This is a genomic window from Pseudomonas danubii (assembly GCF_042980055.1).
Taxonomy (GTDB): Bacteria; Pseudomonadota; Gammaproteobacteria; order Pseudomonadales; family Pseudomonadaceae; genus Aquipseudomonas; species Aquipseudomonas danubii.
Genome location: NZ_CP116502.1, coordinates 4,620,395 through 4,637,918 on the forward strand (window position 1 = coordinate 4,620,395; position 17,524 = coordinate 4,637,918).

The window sequence follows — 17,524 nt, forward strand, 5'->3', positions numbered from 1 at the left end:
TGAAGATGACCGGTTTAAATCAAACATATTGGAGTACACCACATGAACGGACACACCAATCCCTCCTTTGACGAAGCCATGCCATTGGGGGTGTCTGATGCGCAATTCATCAATGACCTGCATGAGCTACTGGAGCGCCACGGCAACCTGGATCGCTTCGGACTCTGCCTGCTGCACGATCACTTCGCGGTCGCCGAGGACGAGATCCTGCTCGAGTGCAACGACCATGAAGCCCGCACCCTGCACCTGGATGTGGTCAAGCGCGGTGCGCTGCCGGAGAGCAAGTTCACCAGCTGGCGCATCGGCGGCCCTCGGGCCGAGGCCCTCACCGCTTGCGCCATGGATAAATGCAAAGTTGAAGCCTTGACTGCTTGCGCAATGGACAAGTGCAAGGTCGAAGCCTTGACCGCCTGCGCAATGGACAAGTGCAAGGTCGAAACCTTGACCGCTTGCGCCATGGATAAGTGCAAGGTCGAAGCCCTCACCGCTTGCGCCATGGACAAGTGCAAGTAGTTCCAGGTCCTGCCGATGGCCAGTGGCGGGCACGGGAGGCCGATCGGCTGCCGTGCTCGTCCTGGCTCGCGCAGTTTTATCAGCGGCGCTACGGTGCCTTGGTCGGTTCCGGCACCGCGGCGCTGGAACTGGCGCTGCGCCAGCTGGGGGCCACCGGCACCTGGCGGGTCGCGGTTCCGGCCGCCACCTGCCATCAAGTGGTGGCCGCCGTCCTCAATGCCGGCGCGATACCGGTGATTATCGAAAACGCCGCCGACCTGCTGCTCAGCAGCGAGGCGCTGGCGCCCCATATCCCTGGCCTGGACGCGGTGATCGCGGTCCATCAATACGGCTTGCCTTGCGACATCCCGGCCTTGCGCCAGTTGCTCGGCCCGCGCCTGCCCATCATCGAAGACAGCGCCGGTGCCTGGGATCTGTGCTGTCCCGGCGCATCACTGGTGGTCACCTCCCTGGGCCACGGCAAGGCCCTGGACATTGGCGGCGGGGGCGCGCTGTTCGGTGACCTCGCGGTGGATGGCGATATCGACGTCTGGTCGCCGGGCCAGCGTTCCCGCGCCTGCCCGGCCTTGAGCCCGGCCCTGTCGATTCATGCCCTGCCGGCGCTGATACCCGCCGTCGCCAGGGCCCAGGCCCGCAGCCAGCGCCTGCGGCAGCAGATGCCCGGGCTGCTGGCACGCCTACGCGATGCCGGCCTGGAGCCCTGGACCGCGGCTGGATCGGCGCTGCCCAACGGTCAATACCTGGCGATCCGCACCCGCGAACCGCAGTTGTTCGAACGCCTGCGCCACAGCCCCCATGCCGAAGCCCTGGGGGTCTGCGCCCCGGCGGCCGGCGCGCTGCGGGAACTGCCCATGCTGCGCGGCCGTGGCGAGGTGGCCCAGGGGCCGCAAGCCAGCCTGGAACTGCGCCGCAACTGGGTCCTGCTGGACCCCATCGCCGCCCTCGACCACCCCGGGCGCCTGGATGCCTGGGCCGGAGACACTCGATGAACAGTCCCGCCGCCTGGCAACCCCAGCACGATCTGAACCTGCCTTTCGCCGCAGGCCCACGGGTGCAACGACTGGCCGACTACGCCCAGAGCGGTCAGACGCTGAGCACAGAACAGTTGCTCGGGGTGGCCGGTGCGCGGGTGCTGTTCGCCAACTACCCGGCGCTGCGCGCCGACTTCGATGCCCCCTGGGAGGGGGCAACGGAGGAGGCCATCGATCGCTGGCTGCTGGACCACGCTGCTTATATATCCACCAGCCAGGCGGCGGCCCAGGGCATCAACACCCCGATTGCCCTGGACGATCGACGGGTAACGGGCTGGCGTCCGCCGCGTTATGGGCGCGCCGCGGTGCTGTGCGCGCCGGCCAGCGAGCAGGTGCTGTTCGACATCAAGGGCATTGGCGTGCCGCCGGACGAAGCCCCGCAGTTGCCCCATTCCAACGGCTTGCTGACCCTGGCCGAGGCGGTGCATGAAGTGCTGATGGAGCACCTGGTGTTCGCCGCCATGAACCACGCCGGCGCGGCGATCACGCCATTGCCGGCCTATGCCCTAATCGACCTGGGCTTCGATGCCTTGTGGCATGACGGGCGTGCGGCGGAACCGGCGGTGCTGCTGTTGCGTCGGGCCTGCACCCGCCCGCGCTGCCAGTGGCAACGCTATTGGCAGGGCCCCGAACTGGCCGGGGCCCTGATGCAGGCCGAGCTTCTGCTGCGGCGTTATGGCTTGACCGCCAGCAGCTGCGGCGCGGTGCGCTTTCACCTGTGCCGGGAGAACGGCGAACTGCAGGTCAGACGCGATGAGCAAAGGCTGGCGGTCAGTGCTCAGGTGGCCGCGACGCTGCACCGCCTGTTGAGCGCCAACCGGGGTGCGCCGTTACTGATTGATGGGGTCAATGTGCAACTGGCGGGGGTGTCCAGCGTGGCGCCGTTGCAACTGCAGCTGATGGACTTTGGCCGCTATCGGTTTGCCGAGCGTTTCGAACATCACCTGTACGCCTGGATCGACGCCGATTACCAGAACCTCAACGGCCTGTACCTGGCGCCGGACGATCCGCGCTACGTCCAGCCCGATCCGCGCCTGAGCCTGGCACGCAGTGCCGAGGGCCGGTGTTTCGCCGAACTGCAACGCCAGGTCGAGGGGTTTCGCCAGGGCGGCGAACCCCAGCGTCTGTGCCAGGCGTTGCGCGCTGCCCTGGCAGAAGCCTGCCGGCCATTGCACGGCCAGGCCTGAGTCCTGGGGCTGGACAGGGCTCAGTGCTTGACCATGCCTGTCGCTGGGCCGCCTCCACGATCAGGGTGATCGCGCTCGATGAAGCGGCGCAGTCCTTCCTGGGTTTCAGGGGCGTGGATCGAGCGATTGAAGCACTGGGCTTCTATCTTCAAGCCTTCGGCCAAGGGCAATCCGTATCCCCGGATGGCCGCTTCCTTGTCCGAGCGCATCGCCGGTTGCGGCAGACCGGCCAGCACCTGGGCCAGTTCCAGCGCGCGCTTGAGGGAGCGCCCGCTGGGCACTATTTCGTTGACCAGACCGATGCGGTACGCCTCTTGGGCATCAATCACCTTGCCGGTCAGAATCAGTTCCATGGCCCGGCCCATGCCGACAATCCGCGGCAGGCGCTGGGTGCCGCCGTCCGCCAGGCCGATGTTCCAGCGGCGGCAGGTGACGCCGAACGAGGCATGCTCTTCGGCAATGCGCATATCGGCAAAACAGGCCCACTCCAGGCCACCGGCATAGGCCACGCCATTGACGGCGGCGATCACCGGTTTATAGACGTCGACCCAACGGCTGGGGCCGATGATTCCGGGACGTTCGCCACGATCATGGGCGGCCATTTCTTCGGCGCTCGACGGCACCAGTTGCGCGGCGGCCTTGAGGTCGCCGCCGGCACAAAAGGCCCGATCGCCGGTGCCGGTAATGATCGCTACCAGGGCCGTCTCGTCGTCGCGAAAACGCGTCCAGGCGTCGATCAATTCAAGGTGGGTCACAGGGCCGATGCAGTTGCGCTGCTCGGGGCGATTGAAGCGGATGACCACTACGGGTCCGTGCTGCTCGTAGGCGATTTCCTTGAAGTTCATGGCAGCTCCTGTTGCAGGTCGTGGCGCGGTTGAGCAAAACCCGAGTGCAGTATAGGCAGCCCTGGCGAGCGCTCCCGTCCGGCATCCGCGCTCAGCTCAAACTGGCACCCTTGCAATCCACCCTGTTAGCCTGCTCATCCGTCCCCTGACCGCAGAGCTGCAGCATGACGCCTTCAGCGCAATTCTGGCGCGACCCGAACCTGCCTTACGTAGAAAGCCGCCGAGCCTGTGACAGCCGCGCCAACTACAGGGCCCACAGCCACCCGACAGTGTCCATCGGCGCCGTGGACCGTGGCGTCAGCCTGTTCAGTGGCGGCGCCGAGGGACCCACCCTGATCCAGGCCGGCAGCGTGGTATTCGTCCCGGCCCATTGCGCCCATGCCTGCAATCCCCAGCCCGACACGGCCTGGAGCTACCAGATGCTGCACCTGGAGCCGCGCTGGGTCGAAGGCGTGCGCCTGGAAGCACAGCAGCAGGCGGCATTGGCGCCTGGCCAGGTGCTGTTGAGTCACGACGGGGATCTGTACCAGCGCTTTTGCCGCCTCAACGACCTGCTGTTCTCCACCGCCAGTTGGCAAGACAAGGAAGCAGCGCTGATCGAGTTCATTGGCGACTTTCCGCTGCAGGGGCAGCCGGTGATTGCCCTGGCCGCCGATCCGGGCCTGGCCGGCGCCGGGGTCCGGCGGGTCATGCAATTCCTGCAACAGGGGGCGCAACAGGCTCACCCGCTGCAGCGCCTGGCAACGCTGGCGGGCCTCAGCCGCTACCAACTGATCCGGGCCTTTCGCGCCGCCACCGGGATGACGCCCCACGCCTACCAATTGAACCAGCGCATCATCCAGGCCCGCACCTCGCTGCAGGCCGGCGAGGCCCCGGCGGCCCTGGCCCAGCGTTTGGGCTTTGCCGATCAGGCGCACTTCCAGCGGGTGTTCAAGGCCCATGTCGGGGTCACCCCGGGTTTGTACAAGCGCTGAAGGCCGCGCAATTTTCTTCAATACCCCAGCGCTGACGCCCGGCAGACTTCCAGCCCCTTCTCGCCTCTGGAAGTCTGCCTTCATGATTCAACAGTTCCTGCTGGTCGCCGCCGCGCATTTTCTCGCCCTGCTCTCCCCCGGGCCGGACTTTTTCCTGGTGGCGCGCCTGTCCATGGTCAGCGGCTGGAAACCGGCCACCGGCGCCTGCCTGGGCATCGCCCTGGCCAACGGTCTGTTCATTGTCCTGGCCTTTGGCGGGGTCTCGGTATTGCGCCCCGACAGCTGGCTGTTCCTGGCGATCCAACTGGCCGGTTGTGGCTACCTGCTTTACCTGGGCTGGCTGTTCATCCGTCACGCTGGCACCAGTTCCCTGGCTGCGGTGGATGCCCAGGGCGACAGCCGGGCGCTGCACCGGGCCACCTGGTGGCGCGGCCTGGGCGCGGGTCTGCTTTCGGGCCTGCTCAACCCGAAGAACGCCCTGTTCTATGTCAGCCTGGCCTCACTGGTGGGCGCCCAGACCAGCACCGCCTGGAAGCTGGTCTATGGCGTATGGATGTTCAGCGTGGTGCTGCTGTGGGATGTGTTGGTGGCGCTGGCCATTGGCAATGGCCGGGTAAGGCTGCGCTTCTCTCGCGCCCTGCCCTGGCTGGAACGAATCACCGGGGTGATCCTGATCCTCATGGCACTGGCCGTGATCGCGGCCACCCTGTTGCGCCACTGAGCCGGGCACTTGAGTCAGGTTCTAAACCGAGCATTGAATCGACGGCCGTCCTGCACGTTGAAAGTTACAAATAAACAACAAAGCAACACGCGGTTGTCATCCTTGACAGTCGATAGTGTGCGAAGCGCACATCAGCTGCCGGGCAGGACTACGGGCCTTGCCCTTCTCCCCAACGCACAGGAGTACAGCCATGTCACAACAGCCTCGCCTGGGATGCGGCGCCGCTATCGTCCGCGATGGCCAGTTACTGCTGGTCAAGCGCCTGCGGGACCCCGAGGCCGGTTGCTGGGGATTGCCCGGAGGCAAGGTCGATTGGCTGGAGCCGGTGGAGCAGGCCATGCGCCGTGAAATCCTCGAAGCGCTCGGACTGACCCTGCAAGGCGTCAGCCTGTTATGCGTGGCGGACCAGATCGACCCCGAACGGCAGGAACATTGGGTTTGCCCGGTGTACCTGGCCTCCGCCCCGGCCATGGCGCCGCGTAACAACGAGCCGCACAAGCACAGCGATATCGCCTGGTTCGAGCTGGACCGGCTACCCAAGCCCCTGACCCTGGCCACCCGCGCCGCCGTGCGGGCGCTGGTGCAGATCGCGGCGCTGGAAGATTGAAGGCTCTCATCGCGCAACGCCCTGTGGCTGATCGGCCAGAGCATGGCTGCAACAGCAGGACCCGCCTCCGGGCAGCGTTCTACACTTGGCCGTGAGTCCGGCTCAATCCACAACCCAGACTGCGACCGATGGCCGCAGGCATTGGTCTAATTAGCCCGCCGCCGCTTTCGTCTGTTTGTTACCATGCGCGGGTTTTTGCCTGTCTGGCTGTTCAAAGGGCGTTATTTCATGAGTGTTTTGCTGACTCGCCGCACCCTGCTTACCAGCGCCGGGGTGCTCGGCCTGGGCCTGCTCGCCGGTTGCGACAACAGTCCCCGACTGTCCTTCAAATATGGCAAGGACCTGAGCAATCAGATTCTCGGCCGCACCTTCAAACTCACCGATTCCCAGGGCGAAACCAAGTCGCTGTCCAGCTACCGTGGCCTGATGCCGATGATCTTCTTCGGCTTCACCCAGTGCCCGGCGGTCTGCCCCACCACCCTGGCCCGCGCCGCCCAGGCCAAGAAACTCATGGGCCGCGACGGCGACCGCCTGAAAGTGGTGTTCATCACCCTGGACCCCGAGCGCGACACGCCCGAGGTGCTGGACGCCTACGTCAAGGCCTTCGACCCGAGCTTCGAGGCGCTTTACGGCACCCTGGAAGAAACCGCGGCCACCGCCAAGGAATTTGGCGTGTTCTACGAAAAGATCCCCAGCGGCTCGACCTACACCCTGTCCCACACCGCCACCAGTTTCGTCTACGACTCCCGGGGCACCTTGCGCCTGGGTCTGTCCCAGTCCCTCAACGCCCAAGAGTGCGCGGAAGATCTGCTCACCGTCATGGAGGTCTGTTAATGAACTCGCAACGTCGCCCATCCCGGATCCAATCCGCCCTGCTGATGCTCTCCCTGCTGGGCCTGGCCGGCACCGCCAGCGCCGCGACCCAGGTGGACAACGCCTGGGTCCGCGCCACCGTCCCTGGCCAGCACGCCAGCGGCGCTTTCATGGACCTCACCGCCAGCAGCGACAGCAAGCTGGTTGAAGTGCAATCGCCCGTGGCCAAGAACGTGCAGATCCATCAGTCGAGCATGCACAACGACGTGATGAGCATGCAGCAAGTGGACGCCTTGGCCCTGCCGGCCGGGAAGAAGGTCAGCCTGGACAGCCACGGCTATCACGTGATGCTCATGGAGCTCACCGGCCAGATCAAGGCCGGGGACACAGTGCCTCTGACCCTGATCGTGGAAAACGCCAAGGGCGAGAAGGAAACCATCAAGGTCCAAGCCCAGGCCCGCGCGCTGAATGCGCCGGATCACAGCATGATGAAGCACTGAGTGCGGTAAACGACAGCGCTCCAAAGATCTGAAAAAGCCGGTTTCTGTTCAGCAGAAACCGGCTTTTTTTTGCCCCGCACCTTGCCAAGAGACGGGGCGACTTGAGCCTCAGTAAATCCCCCGCGCCAACCACACCGTCAGCCCGCAGCACTCCGGGTCTTCACTGACCTGCTGCACCACCTCGAAACCGTGGGTATCGAGCAAGGTGCAGTATTCCCCCGGGTCCAGGCTCGCGTGGTACAGGGCCTCGCCTTCGAACTCGCCGATGGCCTCCCCTGCTGCAGGTCCGCTGGTGAACATCAGGGCGCAGCCGGGGCCGGCGTGGCGTTCGAACACGGCAAACATGGCGCGCTGATCGTCCGGGCTCAGGTGGAACAGGCTGTTCCAGGCCAGAATGCCGGCAAAGTCCTGGTCCAGGGCCAGACCGCGCATGTCGGCATTGATCCACTGCTGTTGGGGAAAGCGCTGGCGACACTGATCCAGCAAGGCGGCGCTGCTGTCGACGCCAGTGACCGCGTATCCATGTTCGAGCAGATAGCGCGCTACCGGCTCGCCACCGCCACACCCCAGGTCCAGTACCTGCCGGCCAGTCCCCATGACCTGGCGAAAGCGTTCGAACCAGGCTTGTTCGCTGTGAAATGCCTGGGTGTTGGCCCTACGCGCCCGGTCCCAAGCCTGGGCATGACGCTGGTACAGATCGACGATGTGACGGGCGGATTCGTGCATCCACAGGCTTCCTTGTGCTGTTCGGTGGCCGCGGATTACAGCACAAGGGCGCCAGGCAAAGCGAAGTTGGCGGTGCTGCGTTATGTGGCCTGGCCGTTGGCATCCCAGGCCACCGGGGCCTGGCCAAGGAACTGACGCAGTTCGGCCAGCAGCTTGTCGCTGGAGTGGCTGCTGGGCCGGTCGGCGACAAACCTCAGGCCCGGCATGATTGCCTGCACTCCGTCGTAGTGCCACTGCCCAGGAGTGCGCTCCGTTTCCTGCAAGGCCCGGGCGAAGATCGCCAGGTCCCGACGGGCCCGGGGAATGCCGCTGCTGCGCTCGACCCAGCTTTCATAACGCTGGCGGATTTCGATACGCCCCTGATTGACGATGGCCAGCACCGCGCAGCGGCTGCGATTGTGCAACGCCACCGGCGACAGGCCGAAGTACTCGCCCTCGCCCTGCCATGCGCCGTCAGGCAGGCGAAAGATCGCCAGATCGATGTCCGGGTACTCTTCGATCCGTGTGGCGGCATGCTCCACCAGCGCCGTGCTGCGCTGCAGCTCCTGCATGGCCGGGTCGTACAGCTCGGCGTAACGCCGGGTGTTATCCAGCACATCGGCCAGTTGCGGCAGCAGTGCGGTGAAACGCGCCATGAGTTGCCGGTCGTTGCCGCCCTGGCTGTGGCTGCGCACTCGGGCGGCCAGGGCATGCAGGGTAAAGGCGCAGTGCAGGGCCTGGGGCGAAGTGCCCCGGGTGAAGTCGCCGAGTCGTGCGATATCGATCAGCAATTGACGGTGCCGCAGGGCCTGCTCGGGGGCCAGGAAGGCGTAGACCGAGGCCAGCCCGTCAAGATCGAAATGATCGCTGGTGATCACCTGCGCCTGTTCCACCCTCAGCCCCTGCTGGAGAAAGATCAGGGCGCTGGTGGTGGACAGGTTGGCCTTGTAGGCGCTGGGGGTCTTGTTGGCCGGCCAATGGGACAAGGTCAGCACGGTGGCCGGATTGTCGATGGAATCCAGGGAGATATTGGACCGTCTGCGGGTCTGGCCCAGGGGCAGGAATCCATAGGGGCTGTGGGGCCCCAGGCGCCAGGGTTGCAAGCCAAGCTCCAGCGGCGCTTCGCCGGCGCCGGGCGCCAGTCGCTGATGCAACTGCCGGGGCAGCTCCCGCAGCGCCGGCGTTGCGCTGCTGAGTTCGCCCGAACCGTCCAGGCGATAACTGAACTGGCGCAGGTTCTCCCGGCGCAGGTCCCGGGGGTTGCCATTGCACACCCCGCAGCCCGGGCCGCCGAGGACGCTGAGCAGATCGGTGAACTGATTATCGGCAATGCCGATGGCGCGTCCCCCCAGCAGGCGAAGGTCCAGGTGCGCGAACAATGGGGCGACTCCCGGATCGAAAAGGAAGCCCTGTTCCTGGCAAGCGGTATTGAGGCTGTTCATCTGTATGTCCTTGAAGTGTGATGAGTCAGGCAGGCCTCAGGCCTCGGCCAGCGCCCGGGTATGGTGGCGCCGGACCTGACGCATGCTGATAAACAGCAGGGCCGATACCCCGGCGTAGAGACCGAACAGCCAGGCCGCGGCCTGGGCCGTACCGGCAACACCGGCGCTGGAGCTGAGTCCGGCCAGGTTGACAATCATCCCCGCCAGCGCCGCGCCCAGGGCCGTGGCCACCAGTTGCACCGTGGTGATCGAGGCGCCCGCCAGCTCCTTCTGGTCATCGGCCGCGTTTTCCAGGACTCGGGACAACAGATGGGGCCACGCCAGGCCGATCCCTGTGCCCACCAGCAACATGGCCAGGCACACCGCCCCCAGGCTCAGGAGCGGCGTGGCCGTGGCAGGCATGAACAGACAGGCCAGGAGCAGGCCGGCCACCACCAGAAACGGCCCGCTGGCGATGGCCCGGGCCGCGCCCAGGGGGCTCAGGCCAGAGCTGAAGATCGCCCCCAGTGTCCAGCCGGCCGCCATCAGCGCGGCGATGTAACCCGCCAGCAAGGGCGTCTGCTGATGCAGTTCTTGCAGGAACAGCGGCACAAAGACCTCGCTGGTCATGCCCACCACCAGCAGCGCCATGGAGAGGTACAGCGCCAGCAAGGGGCTGCCGGACTTCAGGCTGTCGCGGGGCAAGAGACGTTTGCCGGAGCGGTTCTCCAGCACCACCACCAGCAGCAACAGGCCCAGCCCGACGCCCAGCCCCAAAGCGTTGTACCCGGGCGAAGGTGTGATGCTGCCAATGGAGATCGCCAGCACCACCGCGGTCAGCAACACCAGTTGCAGCCCGGGAATGGGGCTGCGGGGCGCCGTTTCGCGGCTTTTGCCCGGTAACAGGGCGATCGCCAGCAGCATGAACAGCAAGGTGCAGGGCAGCAGCACCCAGAACGCCGCACGCCAGGCGCCGTGTTCGGCGAAGACCCCGCCCACGGCTGGGCCGATCAGGGTGGCCGCGCCCCACATGGCGGAAATCAGCGCCATCGCCCGGGGCCATAGCGGCTCGTCGAACACCAGGCGGATCATCGCGTAGGGCAAGGCGAACAGCAGCCCTCCGCCCAGGCCCTGGACACTGCGCCCGATGATCAGCCAGCCCATGTCCGGGGCCAGGGCACACAGGCCGCAACCGAGCATGAACACCAGGCCGGCCAGGGCATAGGCGAGCTTCGGCCCCAGTATCCCCAGGGCCCGGGTGGACAGCACCGAACCTATGATCGAGGCCACCACGAACAAGGTGGTATTCCAGGCGTAGTAGTCCAGGCCGCCGATATCCTTGACCACCGAAGGCAACAGCGTGGTGACCAGGTACACATTGATTGCATGCAGCGCCACGCCACCGGCCAGGGCTGCCGAGCGCAGTCCGTTCTTGCCCAGTAACAGTGCTGACCATCCGTTTGTCGAAGCCATGCCTTGCTCCCTTAGGGTGTTCGATAAAGCCGCACTGTATTACACAAGCAATTACTTTGATAATTAATTTTTCATCGTCTCGCTCTCTTGCCCAATCCGCCGTTCAAAGCGCGACAATCGCCGGGCCCCTTGGCCGGAGCCTGTTATGCTTGCGCGGTTAGCAGCGTCCAGCACGCCCTTGATACCCCACTTGCGCATTGGTTAATGGCCCAGCATGTCCTCGATATCCTCCCCTGCCGAGAAGAAGAACCCCGGAGCCACCGCCGAGCGAATTCTGTTTCTGCTGAAAACCCGCGGCCCCTTGAAAACCGCCGACCTGGCCCCGCTGCTCAAGGTGTCCCTGGAAGCCACCCGCCAGCAGCTACAGAAACTGCTGGACGCTGAACTGATCGCCGGGCAGATGATGCCGGCCCAGGGCGCCGGGCGTCCGTCGCAGAAATGGGTGTTGACCGAGCAGGCCCAGGCCCGTTTTCCCGACACCCATGCCCACCTGACCCTGCAACTGATCGATTCGATTCGCGCGGTCTATGGGGCCGACGGCGTGGAACGCATCGTCACTGATATGGAGCGGGTCAACACCGCGCAGTACCTCGACGTCTGCGCCCCGCTACCGACCCTGGAAGAACGGGTCCGGGCCCTCGCGCAGATCCGTGAAGTCGCCGGCTACATGGCCAGTGTCGAGGCCGACGGCGAGGGCTGGCTGTTGATCGAGAGTCACTGTCCGATCTGTGTCGCGGCCCAGCAGTGCCAGGGTTTCTGCCGCTCCGAACTGCAAGTGTTCCAGGCCGCCATTGGCGACCTTGGGCAGGTGCAGCGCGTGGAGCACCTGATCACTGGCGATCGACGCTGCGTTTATCGCATCAGCGCCCTCCAACCGAGTCCCCGCCAGTGATCGCCCCGACCCTGTCGCGCCTGCTCAAGGGTGGCGCGCTGATCCTCGGCGTTGCCGCACTCACCCTGCTGGCCTGGCGTGCCTACGACAGCGAGCGGGGCCCGGCGCTGCAACCCTGGCACCTGCGGGTGCCCCATGAACTGAGCATCGAACAGATCGATCGCGCCGACTGGGCGGCCTGGATGCAGGCCGAGGAGCGTTTGTTTGCCGAAGTCCGGCGTGAAGTCAGCGACCGCCTGGACCCGACCCAGGTCCCGCCCTTCAACCGTTATCGCGTGGACAGCCGGGTCTACCCGCCCCGCTTTGCCACCGACTGGAACCGCTCCTACCTGCTGCGGCCCTCAGGCACGCCACGGGGCGTGGTGGTGCTGCTGCATGGTTTGACCGACTCGCCCTACAGCTTGCGCCACGTTGCCAGGCGCTACGTCGAACACGGTTACCTGGCCATCGGCCTGCGCCTGCCCGGCCACGGCACGGTGCCGGCCGGCCTGACCGACGCCCACTGGCAGGACTGGCTGGCCGCCACCCGCCTGGCCCTGCGTGCCGCTCGGGCCGAAGTCCCGGCGCCTGCGCCCTTGCATGTCGTCGGTTACTCCAACGGTGGTGCCCTGGCGGTCAAGTACGCCCTGGACGCCCTGGACAATCCGCAGTTGCCGCAGGCCCAGCGCCTGGTGCTGATTTCGCCGATGATCGGCGTGGCCCCGTCGGCGCGCTTTGCCGGTGTGGCCGGCTGGCCGGCGGTGTTTCCGGCCTTCAGCAAGGCGGCCTGGCTGAACCTGCGCCCTGAGTACAACCCGTTCAAGTACAACTCGTTTCCGGTCAATGCCGCGCGCCAGTCATGGCTGCTGACCGATGCCCTGCAAAGCCAGTTGCTGGCCCTGGTGGGCGACCCGCGCCTGAACCGGTTGCCACCGATCCTCAGCTTCCAGTCACTGACCGATGCCACAGTCAGTACCCCTGCCCTGGTCTCCGGCCTGTACCGGCAACTGCCGGCCAACGGCAGTGAACTGGTGATTTTCGACCTCAACCGGGACCGGGACTTCGAAGGCCTGCTGGACCCCGCCAGCCTCACCTCCCTGGCCAGCCTGCTGCCGGCACCGCCGCGCAACTACAGCACCCGGGTGCTGACCAATGAAGGCAGCGGCGGCGCGACCCTGGCCGAAGTCAGCACCCCCGCCTTGAGCCTGGACAGCCAGCGACGGCCCCTGGACCTGGCCTATCCGGCGGGGGTGTTTTCCTTGTCCCACGTGGCCTTGCCGTTCCCAGTGGACGACGGTTTGTACGGGACCCAGCCCACCCCCCGTGAAGACTTTGGCGTGCACCTGGGCACCATCGCCGCCCGCGGTGAACGCGGCGTGCTGGTGGTGCCCATGGAGGAGCTGATGCGCCTGACCGCCAACCCGTTCTTCCCCTACCTGATCCAGCGCATCGAAGCCGATATAGATCAAGCAACAGTTCAATCATTGATTCGCTGAATAGCTGGATGTTAGCGTCTGCCCCCTTTTCCCCCTTGATTTCCGAGGGGGCACGACTGCCGCGATGGCAGGGAACCTTGATGAAAGCAATGCTTCGAACCCAAGCCGCGGGCCTGGCCCTGCTGCTGGCCGCCGCCAGCCAGACGCTGCAAGCCGCCGCGCAACAGGACTACTGGTACGTGCAGACCAGCGTCTACACCAACCACTGGAGCAACGATCCCGACCACAACAACCACCAGGATCTGATCGGCCTGGAGCGCAACTACGCCGACGGTCAATTGTGGGGCGTGAGCACCTTTCGCAACTCCTTCTCCCAGCGCTCCTACTACGCGTACCTGGGCAAGGCCTGGGAACACGCCGACTGGCCGGTCTACGCCAAGCTCAGCGGTGGGCTGATCCAGGGTTACAAGGGCGACTACAAGGACAAGATCCCGTTGAACCACTTTGGCGTGGCACCGGTGCTGATTCCGGCGGTGGGCGTGCACTACGGACCGGTGGGCACCGAGCTGGTGGTGCTGGGCGCTGCCGCAGTGATGGTCAACGTCGGCTACCGCTTCTGAGCCCCGGCAAACTCGCACAATCGTACAAGACGCTGTCTCGCTGCCTTTCCTAGACTCCATCGACCAATGACTGGGGCGCCGCTCCGGGTCTTTGCCTCGGTAATGAGCAAAAGGTGAGGAAACCTATGCAGGTCGAGCAACAGATGCCGTTCGCACAAAGCACGTCAGGTGCTCTGCGCAGGGTGGCCCCGGCCGCGCTGGCCATTGTCCCGGTGAGCATGCTGTTCGGCCTGCTGGCAGGTCGCGCCGACTGGTCACTGCTGGAGGTGGCACTGGTGGGGCTGCTGGGATTCACCGGCAGCGGTCAGTTCGCCGCCCTGCCCCTGGCCCAGTCGGGAGCCGGGTTCTTCACCCTGCTGCTGGTCTCGGCTTCGATCAACAGCCGTTACCTGCCCATTGCCTTCACCTCCAGCCCACGGTTGCCCCGGGGGTTCCTGCAAAAGGCCGCGGCGGCCCATATGCTGGGGGACGAGGCCTACGCCACCGAGCACGAACGGGACAATCCGGTCACGGTGCTGGTGATACGCGCAACGATCTTCCTGACCTGGGCACTGGTCGGGGTGCTGGGGGCATGGCTGGGCAAATGGCTGCCGCTGCAGTGGATCGGCACCGAGGTCAACCTGGGCTACCCGGCCAGCGTGGTGTTGATGTACCTGTCGCTGGCGCAGTTGCGCAGCCGCTTGAGCCTGGCGCACGAACGTCGTCTGGCCATCTTGTCGACCGTGGCGCTCTGTGTCGCGGTGACCCTGGTATTGATCATGCTCCTGGGCCTCCTGTACTTCTGGATTCCCAGTGTGCTGATCAGCACTGTCCTGCTTTCCAGGGCCAAGCCATGAGCGATTCGGCCTGGGTCACCATCGCTGCGCTACTGGCCACCAGTTGCCTGGTGCGGATCATTCCGGCGTTCGTGAGCATCCGCCTGCAACCCGGCCTGCAGCGTTGCCTGGAGCGGGTGCTGCCGGTGGCGGTGTTCATCAACTTCGCGGTGTACATCGCCTTCAGCGAGATGAGCCGCGAGCCCCTGGCAGCCTCGGTGTCCCTGTTGCTGGTGGGGCTCATTGCCCTGAGCAACAGCCTGGGCCTGATCAGCACCGCGGCAATTGGCACGGCGGCCTATTTTACGGTCCTGCACCTGAGCGCTGCGGCCTGATGCAGACCGGTTTCGGGACTATGGTTGATCCTCGCACCCCAGTCCCTGGCGCTGGGGCTCTTCATCCGCCAGGGTCTTGCCGGTACGGGCCATGATCTGCCCCTGCAAGGCCCGCAACTCACTGCCGTCCAGACGCTTGCAGCTGTTGATTTCCCAGACATCGCCGGTGGCGGTGCTCACCGAGAACAGCCCCCAGTACTCAGTGGCGCCGGCCTTGGGATCGTTGTAGCCGAGGCTGAAGTCGAAGTAGCCCGGATGCGGCGGCTGGCCGCTGTCGTCCTGCAGGTCACCATCGACAAAGACCCCGGGTTTGCTCAGTTGATAGTCCTGATGCTTCAAGGCTACCAGCAGCACTTCCTGGGCCTGCTCGCGGGTCAGGCCCGTGGCCTTGACCTCATCCGGCTGCAGCACTGCACCGGCACAGGCGACGAGTGCCGCGCAGGCCAGGGGCAGGCCCAGCAGCCATGCGTGGGGATTTTTTCTCAGCACGCCATGCGCCCTCTGACCGCGACAATGATCTTCGCCAGGTACTCGGCAAAACCGTTGCGGCCACCGGAGGCCGCGTCGCCACTGTTGTAGCCGCTGCGCACCAGGGCCTGGGCGAACTCCATGGGGTCGCGCTTGCTGCGCACCGACGAGCCATAGCGCAAGGCGAAGGACTGGGCACACTTCTGGAACGAGTCGAACTTCGCCACCTTGATGTTGGCGTTGCCCTGGGGCGCCTCGGCCCCGCTCTGCAGGGGCGCCGGGGCATGCAAGGAGAAATAGTTATTGAGCTCGCGGGCAATACGTCCGGCGCCGTACTGGCTCTCCTGGGCCGCCAGGCCAAGGATGTTTTCCACCGGCAGGTCCAGTTGATCGGCGATCGGCTGGCAGGCTGCCTTGTATTTGCTGACAAAGGTCACGGCATTGGTGTTGTTGCACAGTTTGGCGCTCACGATTGCTCCCTCATTTGACTGGTCGATTCCATTTGCCACAGGTGAAACATGCCGATTATAGAGCAGCATCCAGGCCTTGCCTCAGGCCTGCGCACCGATACCAATGACTGATTTCACGCAAAAAATTGACGCTTTTTTCTCGTTATACACTCTAGATTGCAAGTGATTTCTACGTGCCGCGCCTGTTCCTCATGAGCGGCGCCACTTTGAACAAGGACCGCACGATGAACAGTCCTGCCAGCGAAGCAGATGAATACTTGATGATGCAGGCCGCCCACTGGTGCATCCGCCTGCGTGAGGCCGATTGCAGCCTGGATGAACGCCAGGCGTTCGAAGACTGGCTGCAGAGTGACCCAAGCCACGCCTTTGAGTACGCCAAAATGCTCGAGGCCTGGGACCTGACCGGGCATCTGGCCCCTTCCGGGCCGACCTATTGAACGGCTGACACTCACAGGTCAAAGCGGTCGATGGCCCGGCGTCGTTAATTGTCATCACGCATGTCATAGCTGGCGGTGGTCTGGATATTGGTGTGGTGCGCCAGCTTCTGGGCGATCGACAGGTCATGTTCCTCGATCACCCGGGTAATGAACGAACGACGAAAGTCGTGGGGCATGATGCGCACGCCAACCTGGGCGCCCCGCTGGCGGGCGATGTAGTAGATGGCGTGCTTGCTGATGCGTTCACGGGTGATATGACCACCGCGACGGATCCGGTTGAACAGGAAAGCGTCGTCCTCAAGGCCTGCCGGCAAGTCTGCGCGACGCAGGTCCAGCCAGGCCTGGAGCTTGTCGAAGGCCCAGGCCGGGGCGTACTTGATCAGTTGCTTGTTGCCCTTGGCCAGCACCTGCAGGCTGCGCTGGACGAAGTCCACCTGGGCCAGGTCCAGGTTCACCGATTCGGACTTGCGCATGCCCGAGCCGTACAGCACCGCGATGATTGCCGCGTCGCGCACGCCCTGGGGCCGCGGGTCGGCGGCACACACCGCCATCAGGTCCTGGATCAGCCCGCGCTTGAGATTGCGCCCCCGGGACAGGCGTGTACCGCCCATGGCCTTGACCGAGCGCATTTTCAGCAGATGGTCCTGGCTGATCAGACTGCTGCGCCAGGCTTCGTTCATCACCCCCCGCAGGGCATTGACATACAGCGACGAGGTATTCGGGGCATAGCCGTCACGGCGCAATGTGGCCACCAGGGCCGTCACCTGCTCGGGTTGCAGGTGGTGCCAGGGGATGTCCTCAAGGTTGAGTTCGTCATACCCCAGGCGATCGGCGGCGTCCTGCAGCACGTAACGCAGGGTCGACTGGCTGGAGGGCGCCAGACGGGCCAGGTACAGGCGCAACGGGTTGGCCTTGTGCGCGTTGTCGGCAACGGCCGGTTGTTCCTGCGAAGTCATGCTCCCCCCGAAGGCAAAGACGATACCGGAGCGCAGTTCCCTGCGCCGTTCATGGCCAAGTTCAAGACACCGTTCAAAGCCTCCTGCAAGCGCTCCTTAAAGTGCTTCTTCAAGCCCTTGAAATGGCTGCCGGCACCCCGCCGCACTACAACCTTGACAGCAAACTGAACACTAGCTGTCTGGCCCGCAGAAAAACGGACTTTTGCCCTATTTTTCATATTCGTTTCACATTTTTCCGCTTAATCTCAGCCACCAACAAGCCTCCTGCCGAACGCAGTGCTTTCTCAGGTTGTCAAGATAACACCTTGATCTGCATTTACTTTTAA

The 17,524-nt window shown here is 64.8% G+C and carries 21 protein-coding genes; 14 read left to right on the plus strand and 7 right to left on the minus strand.

All coding sequences use genetic code 11. From position 1 onward, the window contains the following. Window positions 1–42 precede the first annotated feature (42 nt). The 3 genes from PFZ56_RS20825 to PFZ56_RS20835 are packed head-to-tail and all read left to right on the plus strand — an operon-like array spanning window position 43 to window position 2,731. Entirely contained in the window at window positions 43–513 is a 471-nt protein-coding gene (locus tag PFZ56_RS20825) for a hypothetical protein (protein WP_170003448.1), read from the plus strand. Then, window positions 504–1,502: a DegT/DnrJ/EryC1/StrS family aminotransferase gene (locus PFZ56_RS20830; protein ID WP_346010600.1), complete on the plus strand. Its 999-nt coding sequence runs from the start codon at window positions 504–506 to the stop codon at window positions 1,500–1,502. Before PFZ56_RS20825 ends, PFZ56_RS20830 begins: the two co-directional genes overlap by 10 nt. Next, window positions 1,499–2,731 (plus strand): hypothetical protein, encoded by a 1,233-nt coding sequence (locus tag PFZ56_RS20835; RefSeq protein WP_394304435.1) that lies wholly within the window; start codon window positions 1,499–1,501, stop codon window positions 2,729–2,731. Before PFZ56_RS20830 ends, PFZ56_RS20835 begins: the two co-directional genes overlap by 4 nt. 20 nt (window positions 2,732–2,751) lie before the next feature. Here the strand turns inward: PFZ56_RS20835 and PFZ56_RS20840 are convergent, their stop codons facing one another. Then, window positions 2,752–3,576, minus strand: coding sequence for an enoyl-CoA hydratase/isomerase family protein (locus PFZ56_RS20840; protein WP_110595709.1), 825 nt, complete (start codon window positions 3,574–3,576; stop codon window positions 2,752–2,754). Window positions 3,577–3,740: 164 nt separating this feature from the next. Between PFZ56_RS20840 and PFZ56_RS20845 the strand changes: the two genes are divergently transcribed. The 5 genes from PFZ56_RS20845 to PFZ56_RS20865 all read left to right on the plus strand — a co-directional run bounded on the left by PFZ56_RS20845 (window position 3,741) and on the right by PFZ56_RS20865 (window position 7,191). After that, entirely contained in the window at window positions 3,741–4,550 is an 810-nt protein-coding gene (locus PFZ56_RS20845; protein ID WP_102879324.1) for an AraC family transcriptional regulator, read from the plus strand. 85 nt (window positions 4,551–4,635) lie between these two features. Next, window positions 4,636–5,271 (plus strand): LysE family translocator, encoded by a 636-nt coding sequence (locus PFZ56_RS20850; RefSeq protein WP_346010661.1) that lies wholly within the window; start codon window positions 4,636–4,638, stop codon window positions 5,269–5,271. 190 nt (window positions 5,272–5,461) lie between these two features. After that, complete coding sequence (locus PFZ56_RS20855) at window positions 5,462–5,878, plus strand: NUDIX domain-containing protein (protein WP_170005055.1); 417 nt, start codon at window positions 5,462–5,464, stop codon at window positions 5,876–5,878. A 228-nt stretch (window positions 5,879–6,106) separates the two neighbouring features. Then, window positions 6,107–6,712, plus strand: a complete 606-nt coding sequence (locus tag PFZ56_RS20860; protein WP_102880055.1) for an SCO family protein — start codon at window positions 6,107–6,109, stop codon at window positions 6,710–6,712. Next, window positions 6,712–7,191 (plus strand): copper chaperone PCu(A)C, encoded by a 480-nt coding sequence (locus tag PFZ56_RS20865; protein ID WP_123390814.1) that lies wholly within the window; start codon window positions 6,712–6,714, stop codon window positions 7,189–7,191. The genes PFZ56_RS20860 and PFZ56_RS20865 overlap by 1 nt, the downstream gene beginning before the upstream one ends. Window positions 7,192–7,299: 108 nt before the next feature. Here PFZ56_RS20865 and PFZ56_RS20870 read toward each other — a convergent pair whose 3' ends face one another. The 3 genes from PFZ56_RS20870 to PFZ56_RS20880 form a co-directional block, all read right to left on the minus strand. Further along, window positions 7,300–7,917, minus strand: coding sequence for a trans-aconitate 2-methyltransferase (locus PFZ56_RS20870; protein ID WP_170005053.1), 618 nt, complete (start codon window positions 7,915–7,917; stop codon window positions 7,300–7,302). An 80-nt stretch (window positions 7,918–7,997) separates the two neighbouring features. Next, entirely contained in the window at window positions 7,998–9,338 is a 1,341-nt protein-coding gene (locus PFZ56_RS20875; protein WP_170005051.1) for a DUF6687 family protein, read from the minus strand. Window positions 9,339–9,374: 36 nt separating this feature from the next. After that, window positions 9,375–10,790, minus strand: a complete 1,416-nt coding sequence (locus PFZ56_RS20880; RefSeq protein WP_110651781.1) for an MFS transporter — start codon at window positions 10,788–10,790, stop codon at window positions 9,375–9,377. Window positions 10,791–11,004: 214 nt separating this feature from the next. On the opposite strand from PFZ56_RS20880, the gene PFZ56_RS20885 reads away from it, so the two are divergent. The 5 genes from PFZ56_RS20885 (at window position 11,005) to PFZ56_RS20905 (ending at window position 14,867) form a co-directional block, all read left to right on the plus strand. Further along, a complete protein-coding gene (locus PFZ56_RS20885; protein ID WP_170005036.1) occupies window positions 11,005–11,682 on the plus strand; it encodes a metalloregulator ArsR/SmtB family transcription factor in 678 nt (225 codons plus the stop codon). Further along, window positions 11,679–13,157, plus strand: coding sequence for an alpha/beta hydrolase (locus PFZ56_RS20890; RefSeq protein WP_170005038.1), 1,479 nt, complete (start codon window positions 11,679–11,681; stop codon window positions 13,155–13,157). The genes PFZ56_RS20885 and PFZ56_RS20890 overlap by 4 nt, the downstream gene beginning before the upstream one ends. 89 nt (window positions 13,158–13,246) lie before the next feature. Next, window positions 13,247–13,717, plus strand: a complete 471-nt coding sequence (locus tag PFZ56_RS20895) for a sn-glycerol-3-phosphate transporter (protein ID WP_102880054.1) — start codon at window positions 13,247–13,249, stop codon at window positions 13,715–13,717. Window positions 13,718–13,842: 125 nt separating this feature from the next. Next, window positions 13,843–14,553, plus strand: a complete 711-nt coding sequence (locus PFZ56_RS20900) for an AzlC family ABC transporter permease (protein ID WP_262379960.1) — start codon at window positions 13,843–13,845, stop codon at window positions 14,551–14,553. Next, the gene (locus PFZ56_RS20905; protein ID WP_102864996.1) at window positions 14,550–14,867 is read left to right on the plus strand and encodes a hypothetical protein; all 318 of its coding nucleotides are present in this window, start codon (window positions 14,550–14,552) and stop codon (window positions 14,865–14,867) included. Before PFZ56_RS20900 ends, PFZ56_RS20905 begins: the two co-directional genes overlap by 4 nt. An 18-nt stretch (window positions 14,868–14,885) precedes the next feature. On the opposite strand, the gene PFZ56_RS20910 is transcribed toward PFZ56_RS20905, so the two are convergent. Beyond that, window positions 14,886–15,356, minus strand: coding sequence for a hypothetical protein (locus tag PFZ56_RS20910; protein WP_102864995.1), 471 nt, complete (start codon window positions 15,354–15,356; stop codon window positions 14,886–14,888). Further along, window positions 15,350–15,805, minus strand: a complete 456-nt coding sequence (locus PFZ56_RS20915) for a glucosaminidase domain-containing protein (protein ID WP_242553852.1) — start codon at window positions 15,803–15,805, stop codon at window positions 15,350–15,352. The genes PFZ56_RS20910 and PFZ56_RS20915 overlap by 7 nt, the downstream gene beginning before the upstream one ends. Window positions 15,806–16,029: 224 nt before the next feature. On the opposite strand from PFZ56_RS20915, the gene PFZ56_RS20920 reads away from it, so the two are divergent. Beyond that, window positions 16,030–16,242, plus strand: coding sequence for a DUF4880 domain-containing protein (locus PFZ56_RS20920; protein ID WP_110651786.1), 213 nt, complete (start codon window positions 16,030–16,032; stop codon window positions 16,240–16,242). Between the two features lie 44 nt (window positions 16,243–16,286). Here PFZ56_RS20920 and xerC read toward each other — a convergent pair whose 3' ends face one another. Next, window positions 16,287–17,198, minus strand: coding sequence for a tyrosine recombinase XerC (xerC, locus tag PFZ56_RS20925; protein WP_394304436.1), 912 nt, complete (start codon window positions 17,196–17,198; stop codon window positions 16,287–16,289). Window positions 17,199–17,524 lie beyond the last annotated feature (326 nt).

What these genes read in the sequence shown, in the direction of transcription:
- PFZ56_RS20825 (WP_170003448.1), top strand. Translation starts at nt 43, where the DNA reads ATGAACGGACACACCAATCCCTCCTTTGACGAAGCCATGCCATTGGGG.
- PFZ56_RS20835 (WP_394304435.1), top strand. Translation starts at nt 1,499, where the DNA reads ATGAACAGTCCCGCCGCCTGGCAACCCCAGCACGATCTGAACCTGCCT.
- PFZ56_RS20840 (WP_110595709.1), bottom strand. Translation starts at nt 3,576, where the DNA reads ATGAACTTCAAGGAAATCGCCTACGAGCAGCACGGACCCGTAGTGGTC.
- PFZ56_RS20845 (WP_102879324.1), top strand. Translation starts at nt 3,741, where the DNA reads ATGACGCCTTCAGCGCAATTCTGGCGCGACCCGAACCTGCCTTACGTA.
- PFZ56_RS20855 (WP_170005055.1), top strand. Translation starts at nt 5,462, where the DNA reads ATGTCACAACAGCCTCGCCTGGGATGCGGCGCCGCTATCGTCCGCGAT.
- PFZ56_RS20860 (WP_102880055.1), top strand. Translation starts at nt 6,107, where the DNA reads ATGAGTGTTTTGCTGACTCGCCGCACCCTGCTTACCAGCGCCGGGGTG.
- PFZ56_RS20865 (WP_123390814.1), top strand. Translation starts at nt 6,712, where the DNA reads ATGAACTCGCAACGTCGCCCATCCCGGATCCAATCCGCCCTGCTGATG.
- PFZ56_RS20870 (WP_170005053.1), bottom strand. Translation starts at nt 7,917, where the DNA reads ATGCACGAATCCGCCCGTCACATCGTCGATCTGTACCAGCGTCATGCC.
- PFZ56_RS20875 (WP_170005051.1), bottom strand. Translation starts at nt 9,338, where the DNA reads ATGAACAGCCTCAATACCGCTTGCCAGGAACAGGGCTTCCTTTTCGAT.
- PFZ56_RS20880 (WP_110651781.1), bottom strand. Translation starts at nt 10,790, where the DNA reads ATGGCTTCGACAAACGGATGGTCAGCACTGTTACTGGGCAAGAACGGA.
- PFZ56_RS20885 (WP_170005036.1), top strand. Translation starts at nt 11,005, where the DNA reads ATGTCCTCGATATCCTCCCCTGCCGAGAAGAAGAACCCCGGAGCCACC.
- PFZ56_RS20895 (WP_102880054.1), top strand. Translation starts at nt 13,247, where the DNA reads ATGCTTCGAACCCAAGCCGCGGGCCTGGCCCTGCTGCTGGCCGCCGCC.
- PFZ56_RS20900 (WP_262379960.1), top strand. Translation starts at nt 13,843, where the DNA reads ATGCAGGTCGAGCAACAGATGCCGTTCGCACAAAGCACGTCAGGTGCT.
- PFZ56_RS20905 (WP_102864996.1), top strand. Translation starts at nt 14,550, where the DNA reads ATGAGCGATTCGGCCTGGGTCACCATCGCTGCGCTACTGGCCACCAGT.
- PFZ56_RS20920 (WP_110651786.1), top strand. Translation starts at nt 16,030, where the DNA reads ATGAACAGTCCTGCCAGCGAAGCAGATGAATACTTGATGATGCAGGCC.
- xerC (WP_394304436.1), bottom strand. Translation starts at nt 17,198, where the DNA reads ATGACTTCGCAGGAACAACCGGCCGTTGCCGACAACGCGCACAAGGCC.